This window comes from Tsukamurella spumae (assembly GCF_012396015.1).
GTDB classification, from domain to species: Bacteria; Actinomycetota; Actinomycetes; order Mycobacteriales; family Mycobacteriaceae; genus Tsukamurella; species Tsukamurella spumae.
In genome coordinates this window covers 1-15,967 of record NZ_JAAXOQ010000018.1, presented here as the reverse complement: position 1 = coordinate 15,967, position 15,967 = coordinate 1, and the positions used below count along the sequence as shown (strand labels likewise).

The following is a 15,967-nucleotide window of genomic DNA, read 5'->3' as shown; positions in this document are numbered from 1 at the left end:
ACGAGCAGTTCCTGGCCTCGTCGCCGCCCTTTTGGCTGTCCTGGTCCTGATCGGCGGTGGTGGAGCCACCGCCCTTGCCGATCCCAATCCGCCGGCCGCGACCGATCCATGTCGCGATATCGGACCGCTCAAGAGGCAGGCCGGCGGCGTGGCGCCGAAGGACTCGGGTGAGCGTCAGCTGGTCCGTGGGTCCGAGGCGTTCGGCCTGGACAACCTGCTCAAGCCGGCGGCGAAGATGCTGGGCCTGTCCAAGGACCTGCCCGAGGGCGAGCTGACCCCGAACGTGCGGCTGCTCGATCCGTCGATCCAGGGCGAGGGCGAGTACAACCAGAAAACCCAGCTCCAGAGCGGGATCGTCTGCTCGCTCGTCGACTCGTTGGTGAACAGGAAGATTCGCCGCGACCTCGCACAGAAGATCGCCGTCGGGCTCCTGGCGACCCCGACGCTGCTCGCAGGTCTAGAGGGGCCGGACGTCGCCGCGCTCATCCAGAACGGCGTGGCGTGCGGCGTGGAGCTGGCGAAGACCGCCGCGGCGGCAGCCTCGGCGAGCGGATCGGCCGGCGCCGCCGCGGCCGCCGCCGCACCGTCGGCGATCAGTGCCGGCCCGGTGTGCGTGGCCGCGGGCGGCGATGCGGCGAGGATCTTCGGCAAGGTCCTCAACGTGTGGGAACACAATCCCTACTTCCCCCAAATCGTCGAATTCGCAGCGGTTCTCGATCCCGACACCGAGATCGGCGCGGAGTGGTGGGGCAAGCTGCCCGAGGCCTTCCGATCGGCAGAGCTCAAGGGTCTGCTCAAGGCCATGTCACGTTTCAACCTCAAGCTCAGCGAGGTGTGGATCGGCAAGAGCATCGCGATCTTCGGTGACGCCGTGTCCAAGTCGGCAGCGGGCGATACCAGCGCGGTTCCCGGTGCGGCGATCGCCGCGGTCGAGCTGGGCATCCAGGTGATCAGCGCCGCGGCGTACACGCTCACGGGCAGTGATGAGATCAAGTTCGCCGGCGAGACGATCGTCGACGTCAAGATGCTCACCAACCAGATGTCGCAAGTCTACAAGGGCGGCCTGACCCGTCTGGAGGGCGAGGGCTCCGAGGTCGTCGCCGGTGGAGGCCTCGGCGGCAGCAAGGGCACCACGCAGACGCTGCACACCTACCAGGATCCCGCGACGGCCATGCAGCAGCTCCAGCAGGACTACAACGCCGACCCGAAAAAGCAGCTCGGTGGCCCCACGGGATGCCTGATGGGCTCGACGCAGAACGCCGGCAGCGGCCTCCCCCAGACCGTGGGAGCGACCGGAGCCGGTTTCCAGCAGCAGCTCAACGCCGGGTACGACACCGCGGCCCGCGGCGGCGGACCGGTGCTCATCCCGCAGAACTACTCGGGCCAGCAGTGCAACACCTCGCAGCGCGTGCAGGTCGACAAGACGCAGCTGCTCACCCAGCAGGACGTCGACTCGGTGCGCGCCGTGCCCGGCACGACCAAACCCAAGTCGCCGACCGAGGACCCGTCGGGTGCGCTGTTCGGCATCGACGGGAACAACAACCCGCTGAGCAAGATCTTCGGCGGCGGTCAGCAGCAGGGCGAGCAGAACGGCGGCAGCTCGCCGATCCCCGGTCTGCCCATCCCACAACTGCCGATCCCCGGCATCCCCCAGATTCCGGGCCTCCCCAGCGCTGCTACGGCGCCGGTCCTGGTCCCGGCGGCGTAATCGCCACTCGCACAAGATCATAACGACCAGAAAGGAACTCCCCATGACGAAGCTCCGACTTGCGGCGGCGGCGCTGCTCATGGCCTTGGCGGCCATGTTCGGCCCGCTGCTCGGGGCGGGGGTCGCATCAGCGGCACCCAGCCCCGCACCGGCCCCTGCGCCGGCGCCGCAGTTCTTCCAGAACTCGAGCAGTTGCGGTGCCACCGAGGCGATCCTCATGCCCGGCACGACGGAGACGACGCCCACCGCGAATCCGCTGGAGGCCCGCGGTGAGATGGGCAAGCTCGGGCTCCAGCTCCAGCAGAAGAAGCCCGGCACCAACGTCTGGCTGACGCCGTACAAGGCGGAGGTCGGCCCGTTCGCCGGGTCGACCCCGCTCAAGCAGTCGGTCGACGGCGGCATCGCGACCGCCACGCGGCAGATTCAGTCCCGCGCGAAGGCCTGCCCGTACACCAAGTTCGTGCTCGGCGGGTACAGCCAGGGCGCGCTCGGAATGTCGAAGATCTGCGAGAGCATCGGGCAGGGCCGGATGCCGGGCGTGAGTAGCAACCGGGTCAGCTCGTGCGAGCTGATCGGCAACCCTGCCCGCGGTGTCGCCAACAAGAACTCGAGCGGACCCCTGGCTCCCGGTGCCGGTGTTCTCGGTAACGGCCTGGACTACGGCGACCTCAAGAACTCGGTGTACGAGACCTGCCTGACCGGCGACACGTACTGCTCCTTCCTCAACCAGCAGGTCGCCAGCGGCCTCGGTGGTGGGCAGGGCAGCAACTCGCCGGGCGCGCAGATCATGAGCATCCCGAAGGTGCCGTGGGCCGGCTCGAACGGTCTACCGCAGACGCTCGCCGATTCGCTCGGGTCGCTCGCACCGCTCGCATTCGGTGCGGACAACCCGCACGTGCGCTACAGCGTCGGCCCGAACAGCCCGATCTCGCAGGTGACCGATCGCGTCGCGACCGGCCGCCAGGCGCCGACCGCGGGAGCCGGCAACGGTGGCCTGCAGATCCCGGGCCTGGTTCCGGGGCAGACCACGAGCACGCAGACGGGTGTTCCGTTCGCGCAGCCGAACCCGTCGGCCGGGCAGAAGCCGGCCGGATCGGGAATCGCGCTCCCGCAGCCGTCCGGTAGCGGGCAGCTCCAGGTCGATGGGCAGGCCGTCGGTAACACCGTCGGCACCATCTTCGGCCTCAAGTAGTTCCACCACGGCGGCCTCGGTGATGCGTGCTCGACGGGCGCACACCGGGGCCGCACCCCCTTTTCGGGCCAGGCGCGTAGTGACCGCCACGCGGCCCCCTTTCCACCAGACAGAGGACAGCGCAATGTTCACTCTCACCCGCCGCCACTGCGCGGCGCTCTTCGGCACGACGATCAGCGTCATGATCGGCGCCGTGGCCTTCGTGCCGCCAACAGCCGCGCACGCGGACCAACTCGCGGGCGGCCGCGTGGTCAAGGGGCAGATCGAGACGACGTACTTCGCACTCGGCGGGCCTGATCCGCACCGGCTCTGGGGCAGAACTCTGACCGACGAGCTCGCCGACCGCCGGGGCGGCAAGTACCAGGTCTTCGAGAACGACGCCTCAATCTACTGGAACCCCGGCGCCGACGGTGGCAACGCCCACGCGATCGGCGGCGCGATCCGCAGCGCCTGGGGCAAGACGGGCTGGGAGACCGGGCCGCTCGGGTACCCGGTCAGCGACGAGCGGCGGGTGAACACCGCCGGCGATCCCATCCTCGGGTGGGGCGCACAGGTCGCTGGCGCCTGGAACGACTTCCAGAACGGCGGGAAGATCATGTGGACGCCGCAGACCGGCGCACACCCCGTGCTCGGCGAGATCGGCAAGACCTTCGACCGCGCAGGCGGAGTCGCGAAGTACGGCTGGCCCACCGGACCGGAGCGGCTCAATGCCGCCGACGGGACGTTCACGCAGGACTTCCAGAAGGGCTCGATCACGTGGCCCGCAGCGCAGAACGGAGTGCTGCGATGATGCGGAAGACCTCGATCGCCCTCACGGCCAGCTCGTCGGCGCCGCTCTGGCCGGCGGCGGTCACGTGGCCAACGCTGAGCCTCTACGCGCCGTCCCCGCGATCCCGGAGGAGTACCGGGCGGTCCTGCCGGCCGCGGCGAAGACCTGCCCGCAGGTCGACGCGCCCCTGCTCGCCGCGTACCTCGCGGACGCCTCGGCCTTCAAGGCTGAGGCGGTCTCGGCAGCGGGAGCGGTCAGCGCAGGCCAGCTCATGCCGCGGGCGTGGGCGAAGTACGCCCTCCCCGGCGAGGTGCCCACCGATCCCGTGGCGAGTACGAACGTCTCGGCCCGCTTCCTGTGCGCCACCGCCGATCAGGTCGACAAGGCCGCCCCGGCGATCAGTGATCCCGACGCGAAGACCGCCTTCGCGCTCATCGTCGTCAACATGGGCGATGCGGTACTGCCCGAGCTGGTCGACAAGTCCGCGTTCACCAACCCCGATCGCACGGCGGCGCTCAAGGAGTCGGTGCCGTACGCCGGCCGCGTGATGACGCTGCGCAACGAGTACCGCACGCAGGGCATCTAAGCCCCATCGATCCCCCGTCGCGAGCCCTAACCTCCCAGTTCCCCTCGCGGCGGGTCGCCGGCCCGGCGGCGCTTCGTCCCGCCGCCGGGGCTGCACCCCTCCCCCGCAAGAAGATCGGAGAAATCATGAACACCAAGACCTTCCATCGCCGCACCCCGCGGCGGATCGTGCTCGGCGCGAGCATCGCCCTGGCACTGGCTCCGCTCGTCGCGGCGCCGGCCGCGCAGGCCGACACCAACTCGTGCAGCTCCGCGGGCATGATCGCCCAGTGCGGCCCGTACGCCAGCCAGGCTCAGTGCGAAGCCTCCCGTGCAGCGATGGGCGGAATCTTCCTGTGGCCGACCGCCCCTGGGTACGAACCTGCCCGCGTTCGCCTCCTGCCATGCGAACCCGCGAAGGCCGGCGGCTGGGAGACGATCGGCTCTCTGGCCGGATAGATCGACTCGTCCAACACTCTTGACGTTACACCCGATCGGGTGTAACGTCATTTGTGTGCACCGGGCAGCTCCGCCCGGACCCCCAATCACCAACCGGAAGGTGTACCAATGGATCTCTGGATGCGCGGCGACGACGGCGCGGTGTTCTGCCCCGACCACATCGCCCCCGAGGTGCGGGACGAGCTGCCCAACCGCCCGAAGCACAGCTTCGTGTGCCGCACGGACTCCGCGGGCGTGTGGACGCGGATCACGCCGACGATGGCGGTACTCGAGGATCTGTCGTGCGAGAAGTGCGGCGCGCGCCCCGAGGTCGCGGACGCCGGGTTCGGGAAGGAGTCCCCCGTGCGCCTGGACCCGCAGGTCGCCCCCGCGTGGACGCGGGTTCCGTTCCCGGAGAACTGGGTCGAGGCCAGCGCGTGGCCCTGGATCGTGCAGATCGAGGATGAGCATCCGGACCTGCACTGGCATGACGCCGAGGATGTTGTGCGGCACGAGTGGCGCGAGCAGGAGGACGGCACCGTGCTCTACCGGGGGTCCGTGTTCCGGTACCGGCTGGAGCTGATCGAGGCCCCCGGCTACGGGTGCTGGCTGCGGATTCTTCACGCGCCGGTCCTCCCGGGCCGAGCGGGGTCGATCCAGCACGAGACGGTGAAGATGTGCTTGCCCGCGCAGGGCGGCCCGGACGACGCCGCGACCATCATTCGTGGCTTCTACCACGTCGTACTCTCGATCATGTCCGTCGGATTCGAGGACGGCGCCGCCTCCCCGGTCGGCGATGCGAACCTCGCGCCGGTCGGTCCGCTCGACATCGTCAGCGTCGACGGCGAGACGCTGGCCCGCGGCCTCGGTGTCGATGACGCGACGACGATGCTCCGCGAGCTCGCCGGCCCGGAGGGCACCGTGCACGTGGTCAACGGCCACCTCAAGGCCTTCGGGGCGGTTCCAGACCCGACGGGCGCCCGCTGGCTCGATCACGGCCACGGGAAGCTCCTGGCCTTCACTACGGCGGCGTGAGGAGCACGGCGATGTTCAAGCACGGGTTCCAGGTGGGCGATCTCGTCGAGGACGTGGAGGAGGCGAAGTTCAACCCGAGCCTGTTCCGCGTCGTGCGGGTGAGCGCGCAGCGCGTCGACGTCGACCAGCTCTCCCCCGACACCACCGGGACGATCGGCGTCGGGGCCTACTACCTGCGCTCGGAGATCAAGCAGCTCGTGCCCGCTCGGGCGGCGGCCCGCGCGCTGTACGCCCAGCACCTTCCCCAGCGATAGTCCCCTTCGATCGATGGCTTATCCGTAATTGCGATGCATGACACGATAATTCATTCATATCAGAGCTGGTTTCTATCGTCCTAGACATGTAACATTAGATGCATGTCAGTGGTCGGATCTACCGTGAACAACGGCAGTGAGCGAGCCTCTTGCAAGTGGAGGGTTTCCGTGCAATTATTTCGCTATGGCACTCCATGCGGAGCTTCAGAAGACGCTCGAGAAATTCGTCGAGCAGCATCGCCCCGCGTTGGCGACGGTGCGTCTCGACCTGCCGGCGGCGATCACCGAGGTCGGGAAGATGTGGTCGGCGCGACACGCGGATCCAGCCGAGGTGTCCGGCGAGACGTTCTGCGCGGATGTGCGGCACATGATGCGCGACATCTGGAAAAAGGAACGCAACGGCAAGCCGGGGATCAATCTGCAGTGCAACCGGGGGCAGGGCGGCGGCACCGTATTCATGAACCTGGGCACAGAGTTTCGGCTGCGGAAATTCCTGTCCAGGCATGTGCAGGCGGCGGTCGACCGGGACGTCGTACTCCCGCCGGAGGTGGAGAAAGCACTCGCGAGTGGCAGTCTGCAGCCGAAACAGATGAACCTGTTCACGAACTGGGGCCTGGTCGATTCGTCCGCCGAGGACAGCGACGACGAGGCCGAGCCTGTTCACGACGGCATTTACGCGTTGTGGTCAACGAAGGACAACACCACGTTGGAGTCGCTTCACCTGGCCGTGGTGCGCGGCTTGAAGAACCCTGCCAGTGCGGAGATCTTGGCGCTGGTGGAGTTCCCGCCGGCGACGGAGTCGCCGTTCTACGGGCAGGAAAGGCCGAAGCCGGTCGGCGGCGCTCCGGCGGACGACTTCGCGCACTACGAAACGCCCGTCAAGAGCACGGGCAACTTCGGGAGCTTCGAGACGCCGGTCACTGGCCCGGGCAGCGACGACGAGCCGCCGGACCCCACGCCTACGCCTGCGTAGCCGTCACAGCAGGGGGAAACTGGTATGCAGCGGGGACCTGCAGCGTTGAATCGGATGAGCAATGAAGGCGACGGTGAACGTTTACGGACGCCGGGTGCGTCAAGCCCGGATCATGCGGAAGATGACCGCGAAGTCACTGGCAGCTGAGCTGGGATGGCCGTCGGCGGCTCGGTTGACCCGTCTGGAGAAGTCGATCACGGGCGAGATCAGTACGGCGGAGCTGGAGGCGTTGACGACGATTCTGCGGTTCCCGCCCCGGTTCTTCACTACTGAGCCTCCGATGCGAATTCATGCGTCGGACTTGCTGTTCCGTGCGCCGCAGTCGACAACGAAGACTGAGCAGGAGTATCTGGCGGACTTCGCGTCGATGGTCGGGGAGTTTCTCGACGAGCTGCACTCGCGGTGGCAGTTGCCGGCGGTGAAGATCCCGATGGTCGATCCGTCGGCGCCTGTCGCGGAAGCGGCGGCGCGGGTGCGTGAAGCGCTCGGTGTGGCCTGGGATGAGCCGATCGACTACCTCACCCACAACATCGAGCACGCGGGTGTGCCGATCGTGATGCGGCGGATGCTCGCCGCCGCCACACTGCGCGACGGTGACGGTGGAGCCGCGTCGGAGAAGCACCTGGGGTACTCGACGCGAGTTGGTGAGTTCAAGGCACGCCCGCTGATCGTGGTGCGGCAGTCGACGTCGTGGGAGCGGACACGGTGGACGCTCGCACATGAGCTGGGCCACCTGAGCTTGCATTGGAGCGGTGACGTCACCGAGGACAAGGAGGAGCAGGCCTCACGGTTCGCGTCCGAGTTGCTTGCGCCTCTCGCGCAGATCCGCAAGGAGGTCTCACCGACACCGTCGTTGATGTCGCTGGTGCCGGTCAAGCAGAAGTGGGGCATCTCGATCGGCGCACTGCTGCGGCACCTGCACACCGGTGGCATGCTCGACGACGACCGGTTCCGCAGCTTGCAGAAGCAGCTCTACCAGCGGGTGAACCCCGACACCGGTCGGACTTGGGGCCGGACTGAACCGGGCTGGGATGACCGCGCCGTGGAACGGCCCCGGTTGCTGAGCAAATGGGTCGAGCTCGGCTTTGCTGTGCCGTCCGCTCAGCTTCTGTCGACCTACGACCTGATCTTCCCCGGCGACATTCTCGGGGACTTCCTGGTCGGGCAACGCCCTGCGCCGTCGACCAGCGCATCGCCTGCGGCACCGGCCGTACCGGCCGTCGAAACGACCACCGGTTCGCGGGGCGGCGATCGCGGCGCCGGGGACGGTACCGCCGATGTGATCGACTTCCGCCGGTTCCAGCAGCGTTCCCGGCGAGCCTGACCCCAGGCGAGCCAGGGCGAGGAGGTGCGGGGCGGTGGCGAAGGTACAGCGGGTGCGGTACTCAGACCGACCCGGCACGTACGTCGTGGTCGATGACCTCGATCGGCCGATCAAGCCGGCCCGCGAGTACCTGCGGTTCCTCACGGCGAGCGCAGCGTCACCAAACACGGTCCGCGCGTACGCGGCCGGATTGGCGTTGTGGTGGACGGTGCTCGATCACAGCGGGCACCGCTGGGACGAGTTCCCCACCACCTTGTTCGGGCAGTTCCTGACATTCCTGCGGACCGGGGATCTGCCGGGAACTCGGCAGATCGGCCCGGAGGTCGTCGGCGGCTCATCGACCGCGACGGTGCAGCTACGGGCGACCGCGGTGCTCAGCTTCTACCGGTTCCAGGCCGACGCGCACCACCTACTGGGCCCGTACGAGAAGCTGTTCACCTCGCACGGGCAGTGGCGGCGCCGCTCCCGCTACATCGGGTTCCTCGACGGCGTCGGCCCGCACCAGAGCGCCGATCACCCGATCTACCGGGTCCGGCAACCCAACCGGGCCGCCACCCCGGTGCTGCTGCCCCGGGAGGTCGCCGCGATCCTCAACGCCTGCGCCACGCACGACGGCACCAGCTGGTCCGGCGGTGGCACTGGGCTGCGGAACCGGCTACTGTTCGCGGTCCTGGCTGAGACCGGCATGCGCCTGGGTGAGGCGTTGTCGTTGCGGCATCACGACTTCCACATCGGCGGCGGCGGTACCCCCTGGGTCGAAGTCGCCGGCCGCCAGGACCACCCCCACGAGGTGCGCTGCAAGACCGGGCCGCGGCGGATCTACGTCGGCGACGACCTGGCCGCGCTGTACTCGGAGTACGTGTGGGCGCTGATCGACGACGGCGCCGACCTGGAAGTGCCCAATTTCACGACGCATTTCGTGTTCGTCAACCTCACTCACGGGACACGGTTCGCGCCGATGCGCCCCGAGACGGTCTACTCGGCGGTCCGGTCGATCACCCGCCGATGCAACAGCCATGCCGCCGAGCCCGCTCACACGGAGCCCCGCTCGGCGGCGCAGGTGCTGCAGCCGGGGTGGACACCGCACTGGTTACGGCACACCCACGCCACCGCGTTACTGCTCTCCGGTGTCGCGCCTCATGTCGTGATGCGCCGTCTCGGCCACGCGGACGTGCAGACCACCCTGTCGACGTACGGATGGGTCACCGAGGACGCCGAAATGCGCTCGATCGCGCAATGGCGCAGCTACGTCGCCGGATGGAAAGGGCTGCACAATGACTGAACCCGGGCGGGCCCCGCGACTGTCCGCCGCCGCGGCCACCGCATTCACCTGGCAGGCGCAAGCAGCCCTCGTCCCGGCAGCATGGCGCGAGCCGATCTACCAGATCGACTCACCAGAGCACCGGGAGGTGTTCCGGCAGAACTCGCGGTACCTCGGCAGGCGGCTGGACTTCACCCCGGCGGACTGCCCGCCGAGGTTCGGCCGCGAGGTCGCATGGTTCGTGTGGCTGTGTGCCACCGACCAGATCGGCAAGATCGAACCGGCCTACCTGCGCTGGTGCTGCGAGGCGATCTCCCTGGCCTGCCAGAGCCACACCCGTGAGCACGGGCACGCCCCGGAGTCGATCACCGACATGAGCTCCTCGATGCTGCTGCGTCACGCCCTGCTCGCATATCAGACCCGCAACAAGCGGCTGCCGCCGCTGAACACGCGCCGCAGCATCACGCACCTGATCGAGCACCTGCACCTGTACCTGTCGGTGCGGTGCACCGACCGCAGCTGGTGGGAGCACGACATCTGGGACCTGCGGGTCGATCCGCGGATCCCCCAACGTGAGCACGAACCCAGCCACGACATGGCCGCACGCCTGGGCGGCATCGAACCGGTATGGCTGCGCGAAGGGGTGCGGTTCTGGTTGCGGGTGTCCATCACCGCCGAGCTACTGCGCTGGTCCTCGGCGGTGGAACGCTCGAGGATGGCGGCCAGGCACCTGGGGCGGTTCCTCACCGCGACCGGGCACCTGACCGATCCGGTCCTCGCCGACGATCCCGCCCAGTTGCGGATGGTCTTCACCGACTTCGCGGCGTGGCTGCGGAGCCCAGAAGCGTCAGCCCGCCCGGACCGGCGGCTGACCGGCACGGCGATCGAGGCGACCGTGTCGCAGACGCAGGTGTTCTACACCTTCATGGTCGACCACGCCGACGAGGCGGCCGCCGCCACCGGTATCGCCCGCTGGGGCGCGGTCGGGCCCGCACACACCCGGCTGTGGGGGTCGGCGTTCCGCCGCCGCGCCGCGCCGCGGAACCGGGAACTGACCTGGTACAGCACCGGGGAGCTGCAGCAGATGCTGTGCTACCTCGATGTCCTTGCCGCCGATCGCGGCCGGCACGTGACCATCACCCATCCCGACGGGGCGGTCTCGCTCATCGCCGGCCTGGGCGATCCGCAGGCGGCCCGAATCTGGCTGTTGCAAGCCCTCACCGGACGGCGGGCCTCGGAGATCCTCATGCTCGACCTCGACCCGATCGAGCCGATCCCAGGGTTCGAGCGACCTGCCGCCGGCGCCGCGCCCGGTGCCGGTACGGACAGTGGACACCCGAACGGGACAGGCGGCGGGTCCAGCAACGGGTTCGCCGACGGGGTTACCGACCGGGTCAGTGACAGGGTTACCGATGGGGTCGGCGGCGAGGTAAGTGACGGGGTCACCGAGAGGGCTGGCGGTGACGATGACGCGGTGTTCGTGGCGAAGTTGCGGTACCAGCAGACCAAGGTCGACGGCGTCATCCCGACGATCCTGATCGAGCAGGCCGTGGTCAACGTGATCGCCGAGCAGCGGGCCTGGCTCGCCGCTGAGCACCCGGACTGGTCGCCGCGGTACCTGTTCGTGCCGCTGCGCGATCACCACCAGGGCCGCCGGCACCGCCCCTACAACAGCTACCGGACGGCCCTGAGCAAGCTCGACCGGATTCACGGCATCACCGACGGCGCCGGGCGGCCCCTACGGTTCACCCAGACCCATCGACTGCGGCACACCCGCGCCACCGAGCTGCTCAACGACGGCGTGCCACTGCACGTGGTGCAGCGCTACCTCGGGCACAAGAGCCCGGAAATGACACTCCGGTACGCTGCCACGCTGGCCGCGACGTCGGAGGCGGAGTTCCTCAAACACAAGAAGATCGGCGCCAGCGGCATCGATATCGCACTCAGCCCCAGCGACATCTACGACATGACGCAGCTGTCCAAGCGCACCGACCGGATCCTGCCCAACGGTGTGTGCTTGCTGCCGCCAGTGAAGACCTGCGACAAGGGCAACGCCTGCCTGACCTGTGGGCACTTCGCCACCGACCTCTCGCACCTCGATGAGCTGCGCTCGCAGCACGCCGCCACCACGGCCCTGCTGCAGGTCCGCCGCGAGCAGTTCCACGCTCGGACCGGCCGGACGCTGACCGATGACAACATCTGGGTGCACCAGCGGCTGCGAGAGCTGCATTCCCTCGAGCAGATCATCACCCGCCTGACCGCACCGGAGGATGACGCATCGCCGGTCTCGTCCCCGGCGAGCACCGCGACGGTGACCGGCGCCGGCGCCCGCGACCGGCTACCGATCCTGCAGATCCAGACCCGCGGAACCCACGAATCGGCGCTGCGCGCCGCTTCCCCCGGGATCGACACCGATCGCGGCACCGTCAACGACGCTTGCGAGGACGGCGACGATGCCGTAGGTCAGGCGGGCAGCCTGTGACGGCCAACGAAGCCTCGCTCACCGCGCTCGCCGCCAGTGCCGCATTCCGATCTGAGGAGTCCAAGCGCAGCATCGAGAAGGCGCTCAAGCAGATGCGCCGCGACGGTGAGGCCATCAGCGTCGCGGCCGTCGCCCGGCGGGCCGGACTGGCCCGCGCCACCGTCTACCGGCATAAGAAGTTGCTCGAGAAGATCCACCGGCAACGCCGGAGCGCCGCGCCGGATCGTCCCGCTGACGGCTCAGCCGCGGCCGTGCCGCAGCCAGCGGCCGACCCCGATGCCGGGGTGATCGCAGGAATGCACCTGCGACTGCGTCACAAGGACGCCAAGATCGCCGAGCTGACCCGGCAAATCAAGCACCTCGAGGGCACCATCGCCCGGCTGCACGGTGAGATCGACGACCTCTCACCGGACTGACCGCCACCCTCCGGCACTGCCGGCCCGATCAGCTACTGCAACCAACGGGCGCAGTCCTCGGCTGCCCGGGCCAGCACCGTCTGCAGGCGATCAGCTCTCCGGGCCCGGTCGGTGAGAAAGGCGATCGCCGTCTCGCCATCGAGGTCTCGGGACGGCGCGCACATCCAGCACGCCGCGGTCCACGGATCAGCCGCACCGCGCAATGCACGCCAGACAGCGAGCAACTGCTCGTCAACCCGCCGGTCGGGGCGGAACTGCCAGGCCGGGAATACCGGCGTGCCGGCGGCGAGCGGCACCGCGATCACGTGGTCGGCGGCGACCATCGCGCTCAGTTCAGCGTCTGTGACCGTGAGGTAGCTGGTGACCCCGTCCGCGTCGTAGAAGGGCCCAACGAGCTGGTCGAGCAGAGAGCCTGCGCCGTCAGAGTCGTCGGTGTCGGTGGCGGCCTCGTTCACGCGGTCGATGATCCTTGGCGCGGCGTGGGCTTGTCCACCCCCGATCCCGGCCCCTGGGGGGGTAAATACTGACGGATATGGCCAGAAGCGACGAGGCTGCGCAGTTCGTCTCCGGCAATGACCGGTTGACCCAGATCCTGTCCGATCCGCAGCTACGGACACGTGTGGATGCGATCGTCGACGAGATGAGCCTGATCGACCGCCGCTACCGCGCGGCCGTACAGGCCCTCGACAGCGCCGTGGCCGCGACGGAACCTCTGATCGGGCCCCATGGCGGCACGTCGGCCGCCGTAGTGCTCGAGGCACTCCAGCGGCGCCTCCTGGCCGCCGGTGTGCGTGAGGTTGGCATCACGCTCACGCTCGCCGATCACGAGGTGACGGTGCCGATGCAGCGGGTCATCGGCGGCGCCGAACACTGAACCGCCGCAAAGGGGCGGTGCTCGTTAGTCGGTCGCAGCGGCGTCGGGGACGAAACCGCTCGCCGCTGCATCGGCTGCGCACAGTGTCCTGGCCCAGCTCCCGCGGTGCGAAGGCGCACCCTGCGCGCCGCACTCCTCACAGGTCCGCTCCGATCGCCGCTCGGCCGCCCGGATCAGATCGTTGAAGCCGGGCCGGGACTTGTCGGGCTCGAACTCGACGTAGTAGCGCAGGCCGCCGAACTTCTCCTTGACCTGCACCAGCTGGTAGTCGGGGTCGATGGCGCTGAGCTCGTGGTCGAGGTCGATGATCAGCTGGTACCAGCCGCTTCGGATGTCGAGCGAGGGGTACGCGCCCGGAAGAAAACGAGCGCGGATCCGCTCCAGTGCAGCCTCGGTCAGGTCCTCTGTCATGGTCTGAGCCTGCCAGCCCCGGCACACCGGCGGTCCACACCCCCGACCGCAACCCGGCCTGGCTGGATCCGGCCGAAACTGCCGCCGAGCGTGAACGCTGCATGAACACCGCATCGGCGTACCACCACCGACCTGGTATCGGATTTCGATATCGACTACCGTTCTCGAGGTTGGTAGGTCACGACTGAGGAGGATCGGTGTCCGAACAGGCTGCGCTGCAACGAAGACTCGGCGTCGGTGACGCGGTGGTCATCGGTTTGGGGTCGATGATCGGCGCGGGGATCTTCGCCGCGTTGGCGCCGGCGGCGTCCGCGGCTGGTTCAGCGTTGCTGATCGGCCTCGCTGTCGCCGCGGTGGTCGCGTACTGCAACGCGGTCTCGTCAGCGCGGTTGGCCGCGCGGTACCCGCAGTCCGGCGGTACGTACGTGTACGGGCGTGAGCGCTTGGGCGCATTCTGGGGGTATCTGGCCGGGTGGAGCTTCGTGGTCGGCAAGACCGCCTCGTGTGCGGCGATGGCCTTGACGGTCGGCGCGTACGCGTGGCCGGAGCACGCGCGTGCCGTCGCTGTCGGCGCGGTGGTGGCGTTAACGGCGGTCAACTATCGCGGGGTGCAGAAGTCGGCGTTGCTGACCCGGGTGATCGTGGCGGTGGTGCTGGCCGTGCTCGCCGCGGTGGTGGTGTCGGCGAGCGGGTCCGGATCGCTGCATGCCGAGCGGCTGGCGATCTCCTCGCCGGTGTCGGTGTACGGGGTATTGCAGGCCGCGGGCCTGTTGTTCTTCGCGTTCGCTGGGTACGCGCGGATCGCGACCCTCGGTGAGGAGGTGCGTGATCCGCAGCGCACGATCCCGCGGGCGATTCCGATCGCGTTGGCGATCACGCTCGTGGTGTACGCGGTGGTGGCGACGACGGCACTGGCGGTCCTGGGCCCGGAGCAGATGGCCGCCTCAGCGGCGCCGCTGACCGACGTCGCTCGCGTGGCCGGCGTCCCGGGGATCGTCGCGCTGGTCAGTGTCGGTGGCGCGATCGCTGCCTTGGGGTCGTTGCTGTCACTGATCCTGGGCGTGTCCCGCACCACCTTGGCGATGGCGCGCGATCGGCACCTCCCGGAAGCGCTGGCAGCCGTGCACCCGAAGTTCGGGGTGCCGCATCACGCCGAGATCGCCGTCGGCGTGGTCGTCGCCGTTCTCGCCACCACCGTGGACGTGCGTGGCGCGATCGGCTTCTCCTCGTTCGGGGTACTGGCCTACTACTGCATCGCCAACGCCTCGGCCTGGATGCTCAGCAATTCTGAAGGCCGCCCCCGTCGGCTGATCCCGATCGTCGGCGCAACCGGTTGTGTCGTGCTGGCGTTCACGCTGCCACTGCCTTCGGTGTTGACCGGCGCCGCAGTCATCGCCCTCGGCGCCCTCGTCTACGGCGCACGCCGGCAGATGCAGGCCCGGTGAACGGTCCCGGTTTCGGTATCGTCGACCGATATGGACCTGGTACGTGACCTACTCCGCGGAGTCGTTCCCGTCCACGTCCTGCACCATGCCGCCGAAAACGGTGGGGTCTACGGCGCGTGGATGACCGACGAACTCGCCCACCATGGATACCGCATCTCACCGGGCACCCTCTACCCACTGCTGCAACGGCTCGAGGACGCCGGGCTACTGACCTCGCAGGAGCAGACCGTCGATGGCCGCGTCCGCCGCGTCTACACTGCCACGACCGCAGGGATCGACGAACTGGGCAACCTCCGCCGGGTCATCGGTGAACTCTCCGGCGAGCTCCTCGATCCCAGTCCTCGCGAGGACAACTCCTGCTGACCGGGCGCAGTCGTGGTCACCGGCCAGCTCGCAGCGGCGTGCCTATCGGCTGGCCAGCTCGGCGATCAGGGCGCTGACGCGGGCGGCGATGTCGACGCGGACCAGATACATCCGGAGATTATCTATAGCTGACGGGTCCGGTGAGGGGTTGGCCAGCAGGGATGTTGTGGTGGGCATGTCCACCACACGGTCGTAGCTTGACGGTAGGACGGAGCCCGTTAGCGGGTGCGCATCCGAATACGGGGGCTCAGCTCAGTTGGTAGAGCATCGCCTTTGCAAGGCGAGGGTCAGGGGTTCGAATCCCCTAGCGTTGCGGGTTACTGACGAACGTTGACTACGCTCATTGATTCTCCCCAGTTCTGCTAACTGAATCTCCCCACTTGTGTGCACCCGCCAACGATGGGCGTGCCTCCCCGTGATGCTGGTGGTCTCTGACCACGCACCAGCCTTCGAGGGAG

At 68.5% G+C, this 15,967-nt stretch carries 18 protein-coding genes and 1 tRNA gene; 16 read left to right on the top strand and 3 right to left on the bottom strand.

Translation table 11 applies throughout. From position 1 onward, the window contains the following. Nucleotides 1–148 precede the first annotated feature (148 nt). The 12 genes from HF999_RS13860 (at nucleotide 149) to HF999_RS13805 (ending at nucleotide 12,416) form a co-directional block, all read left to right on the top strand. Entirely contained in the window at nucleotides 149–1,708 is a 1,560-nt protein-coding gene (locus HF999_RS13860) for a hypothetical protein (RefSeq protein WP_168546446.1), read from the top strand. Nucleotides 1,709–1,751: 43 nt separating this feature from the next. Beyond that, nucleotides 1,752–2,900 (top strand): cutinase family protein, encoded by a 1,149-nt coding sequence (locus HF999_RS13855; RefSeq protein ID WP_168546445.1) that lies wholly within the window; start codon nucleotides 1,752–1,754, stop codon nucleotides 2,898–2,900. A gap of 124 nt (nucleotides 2,901–3,024) precedes the next feature. Beyond that, nucleotides 3,025–3,690 (top strand): LGFP repeat-containing protein, encoded by a 666-nt coding sequence (locus HF999_RS13850; protein WP_168546444.1) that lies wholly within the window; start codon nucleotides 3,025–3,027, stop codon nucleotides 3,688–3,690. Between the two features lie 64 nt (nucleotides 3,691–3,754). Further along, nucleotides 3,755–4,255 (top strand): hypothetical protein, encoded by a 501-nt coding sequence (locus HF999_RS13845; protein WP_168546443.1) that lies wholly within the window; start codon nucleotides 3,755–3,757, stop codon nucleotides 4,253–4,255. A 125-nt stretch (nucleotides 4,256–4,380) separates the two neighbouring features. Beyond that, complete coding sequence (locus HF999_RS13840; RefSeq protein ID WP_168546442.1) at nucleotides 4,381–4,692, top strand: hypothetical protein; 312 nt, start codon at nucleotides 4,381–4,383, stop codon at nucleotides 4,690–4,692. A 108-nt stretch (nucleotides 4,693–4,800) separates the two neighbouring features. Continuing rightward, nucleotides 4,801–5,706, top strand: coding sequence for a hypothetical protein (locus tag HF999_RS13835; RefSeq protein ID WP_168546441.1), 906 nt, complete (start codon nucleotides 4,801–4,803; stop codon nucleotides 5,704–5,706). Between the two features lie 11 nt (nucleotides 5,707–5,717). Continuing rightward, nucleotides 5,718–5,960 carry a hypothetical protein gene (locus tag HF999_RS13830; RefSeq protein WP_168546440.1) on the top strand — a complete coding sequence of 81 codons (243 nt, stop codon included), beginning with the start codon at nucleotides 5,718–5,720 and terminating at the stop codon, nucleotides 5,958–5,960. A 184-nt stretch (nucleotides 5,961–6,144) separates the two neighbouring features. Next, the gene (locus HF999_RS13825) at nucleotides 6,145–6,933 is read left to right on the top strand and encodes a hypothetical protein (RefSeq protein ID WP_168546439.1); all 789 of its coding nucleotides are present in this window, start codon (nucleotides 6,145–6,147) and stop codon (nucleotides 6,931–6,933) included. 61 nt (nucleotides 6,934–6,994) lie between these two features. After that, nucleotides 6,995–8,257: a helix-turn-helix domain-containing protein gene (locus tag HF999_RS13820; protein ID WP_168546438.1), complete on the top strand. Its 1,263-nt coding sequence runs from the start codon at nucleotides 6,995–6,997 to the stop codon at nucleotides 8,255–8,257. Nucleotides 8,258–8,291: 34 nt separating this feature from the next. Beyond that, the gene (locus HF999_RS13815) at nucleotides 8,292–9,539 is read left to right on the top strand and encodes a tyrosine-type recombinase/integrase (protein WP_168546437.1); all 1,248 of its coding nucleotides are present in this window, start codon (nucleotides 8,292–8,294) and stop codon (nucleotides 9,537–9,539) included. Beyond that, on the top strand, nucleotides 9,532–12,000 hold the full coding sequence (locus HF999_RS22570) for a tyrosine-type recombinase/integrase (RefSeq protein WP_246207826.1): 2,469 nt from the start codon (nucleotides 9,532–9,534) through the stop codon (nucleotides 11,998–12,000). The genes HF999_RS13815 and HF999_RS22570 overlap by 8 nt, the downstream gene beginning before the upstream one ends. Next, nucleotides 11,997–12,416 (top strand): DUF6262 family protein, encoded by a 420-nt coding sequence (locus HF999_RS13805; protein ID WP_168546436.1) that lies wholly within the window; start codon nucleotides 11,997–11,999, stop codon nucleotides 12,414–12,416. The genes HF999_RS22570 and HF999_RS13805 overlap by 4 nt, the downstream gene beginning before the upstream one ends. A gap of 32 nt (nucleotides 12,417–12,448) precedes the next feature. Here HF999_RS13805 and HF999_RS13800 read toward each other — a convergent pair whose 3' ends face one another. Then, nucleotides 12,449–12,871 carry a hypothetical protein gene (locus tag HF999_RS13800; RefSeq protein WP_168546435.1) on the bottom strand — a complete coding sequence of 141 codons (423 nt, stop codon included), beginning with the start codon at nucleotides 12,869–12,871 and terminating at the stop codon, nucleotides 12,449–12,451. Nucleotides 12,872–12,948: 77 nt separating this feature from the next. Between HF999_RS13800 and HF999_RS13795 the strand changes: the two genes are divergently transcribed. Next, entirely contained in the window at nucleotides 12,949–13,290 is a 342-nt protein-coding gene (locus HF999_RS13795) for a hypothetical protein (RefSeq protein WP_168546434.1), read from the top strand. 24 nt (nucleotides 13,291–13,314) lie between these two features. Here the strand turns inward: HF999_RS13795 and HF999_RS13790 are convergent, their stop codons facing one another. Beyond that, on the bottom strand, nucleotides 13,315–13,701 hold the full coding sequence (locus HF999_RS13790; protein WP_168546433.1) for a hypothetical protein: 387 nt from the start codon (nucleotides 13,699–13,701) through the stop codon (nucleotides 13,315–13,317). Nucleotides 13,702–13,898: 197 nt separating this feature from the next. Here HF999_RS13790 and HF999_RS13785 point away from each other — a divergent pair, with 197 nt between their 5' ends. After that, nucleotides 13,899–15,146 carry an APC family permease gene (locus tag HF999_RS13785; RefSeq protein ID WP_168546432.1) on the top strand — a complete coding sequence of 416 codons (1,248 nt, stop codon included), beginning with the start codon at nucleotides 13,899–13,901 and terminating at the stop codon, nucleotides 15,144–15,146. Between the two features lie 30 nt (nucleotides 15,147–15,176). Beyond that, nucleotides 15,177–15,509 carry an Rv3488 family transcriptional regulator gene (locus HF999_RS13780; RefSeq protein ID WP_168546431.1) on the top strand — a complete coding sequence of 111 codons (333 nt, stop codon included), beginning with the start codon at nucleotides 15,177–15,179 and terminating at the stop codon, nucleotides 15,507–15,509. 42 nt (nucleotides 15,510–15,551) lie between these two features. Here the strand turns inward: HF999_RS13780 and HF999_RS13775 are convergent, their stop codons facing one another. Next, complete coding sequence (locus tag HF999_RS13775) at nucleotides 15,552–15,692, bottom strand: hypothetical protein (RefSeq protein ID WP_168546430.1); 141 nt, start codon at nucleotides 15,690–15,692, stop codon at nucleotides 15,552–15,554. Between the two features lie 66 nt (nucleotides 15,693–15,758). Between HF999_RS13775 and HF999_RS13770 the strand changes: the two genes are divergently transcribed. Further along, a tRNA-Ala gene (locus HF999_RS13770) sits at nucleotides 15,759–15,816 on the top strand. The last annotated feature ends 151 nt before the right edge of the window (nucleotides 15,817–15,967 follow it).

Excerpts from the sequence above, each read along its gene's own strand:
- HF999_RS13855 (WP_168546445.1), top strand. The coding sequence starts at position 1,752 with ATGACGAAGCTCCGACTTGCGGCGGCGGCGCTGCTCATGGCCTTGGCG.
- HF999_RS13850 (WP_168546444.1), top strand. The coding sequence starts at position 3,025 with ATGTTCACTCTCACCCGCCGCCACTGCGCGGCGCTCTTCGGCACGACG.
- HF999_RS13840 (WP_168546442.1), top strand. The coding sequence starts at position 4,381 with ATGAACACCAAGACCTTCCATCGCCGCACCCCGCGGCGGATCGTGCTC.
- HF999_RS13835 (WP_168546441.1), top strand. The coding sequence starts at position 4,801 with ATGGATCTCTGGATGCGCGGCGACGACGGCGCGGTGTTCTGCCCCGAC.
- HF999_RS13830 (WP_168546440.1), top strand. The coding sequence starts at position 5,718 with ATGTTCAAGCACGGGTTCCAGGTGGGCGATCTCGTCGAGGACGTGGAG.
- HF999_RS13825 (WP_168546439.1), top strand. The coding sequence starts at position 6,145 with ATGGCACTCCATGCGGAGCTTCAGAAGACGCTCGAGAAATTCGTCGAG.
- HF999_RS13820 (WP_168546438.1), top strand. The coding sequence starts at position 6,995 with ATGAAGGCGACGGTGAACGTTTACGGACGCCGGGTGCGTCAAGCCCGG.
- HF999_RS22570 (WP_246207826.1), top strand. The coding sequence starts at position 9,532 with ATGACTGAACCCGGGCGGGCCCCGCGACTGTCCGCCGCCGCGGCCACC.
- HF999_RS13795 (WP_168546434.1), top strand. The coding sequence starts at position 12,949 with ATGGCCAGAAGCGACGAGGCTGCGCAGTTCGTCTCCGGCAATGACCGG.
- HF999_RS13790 (WP_168546433.1), bottom strand. The coding sequence starts at position 13,701 with ATGACAGAGGACCTGACCGAGGCTGCACTGGAGCGGATCCGCGCTCGT.
- HF999_RS13780 (WP_168546431.1), top strand. The coding sequence starts at position 15,177 with ATGGACCTGGTACGTGACCTACTCCGCGGAGTCGTTCCCGTCCACGTC.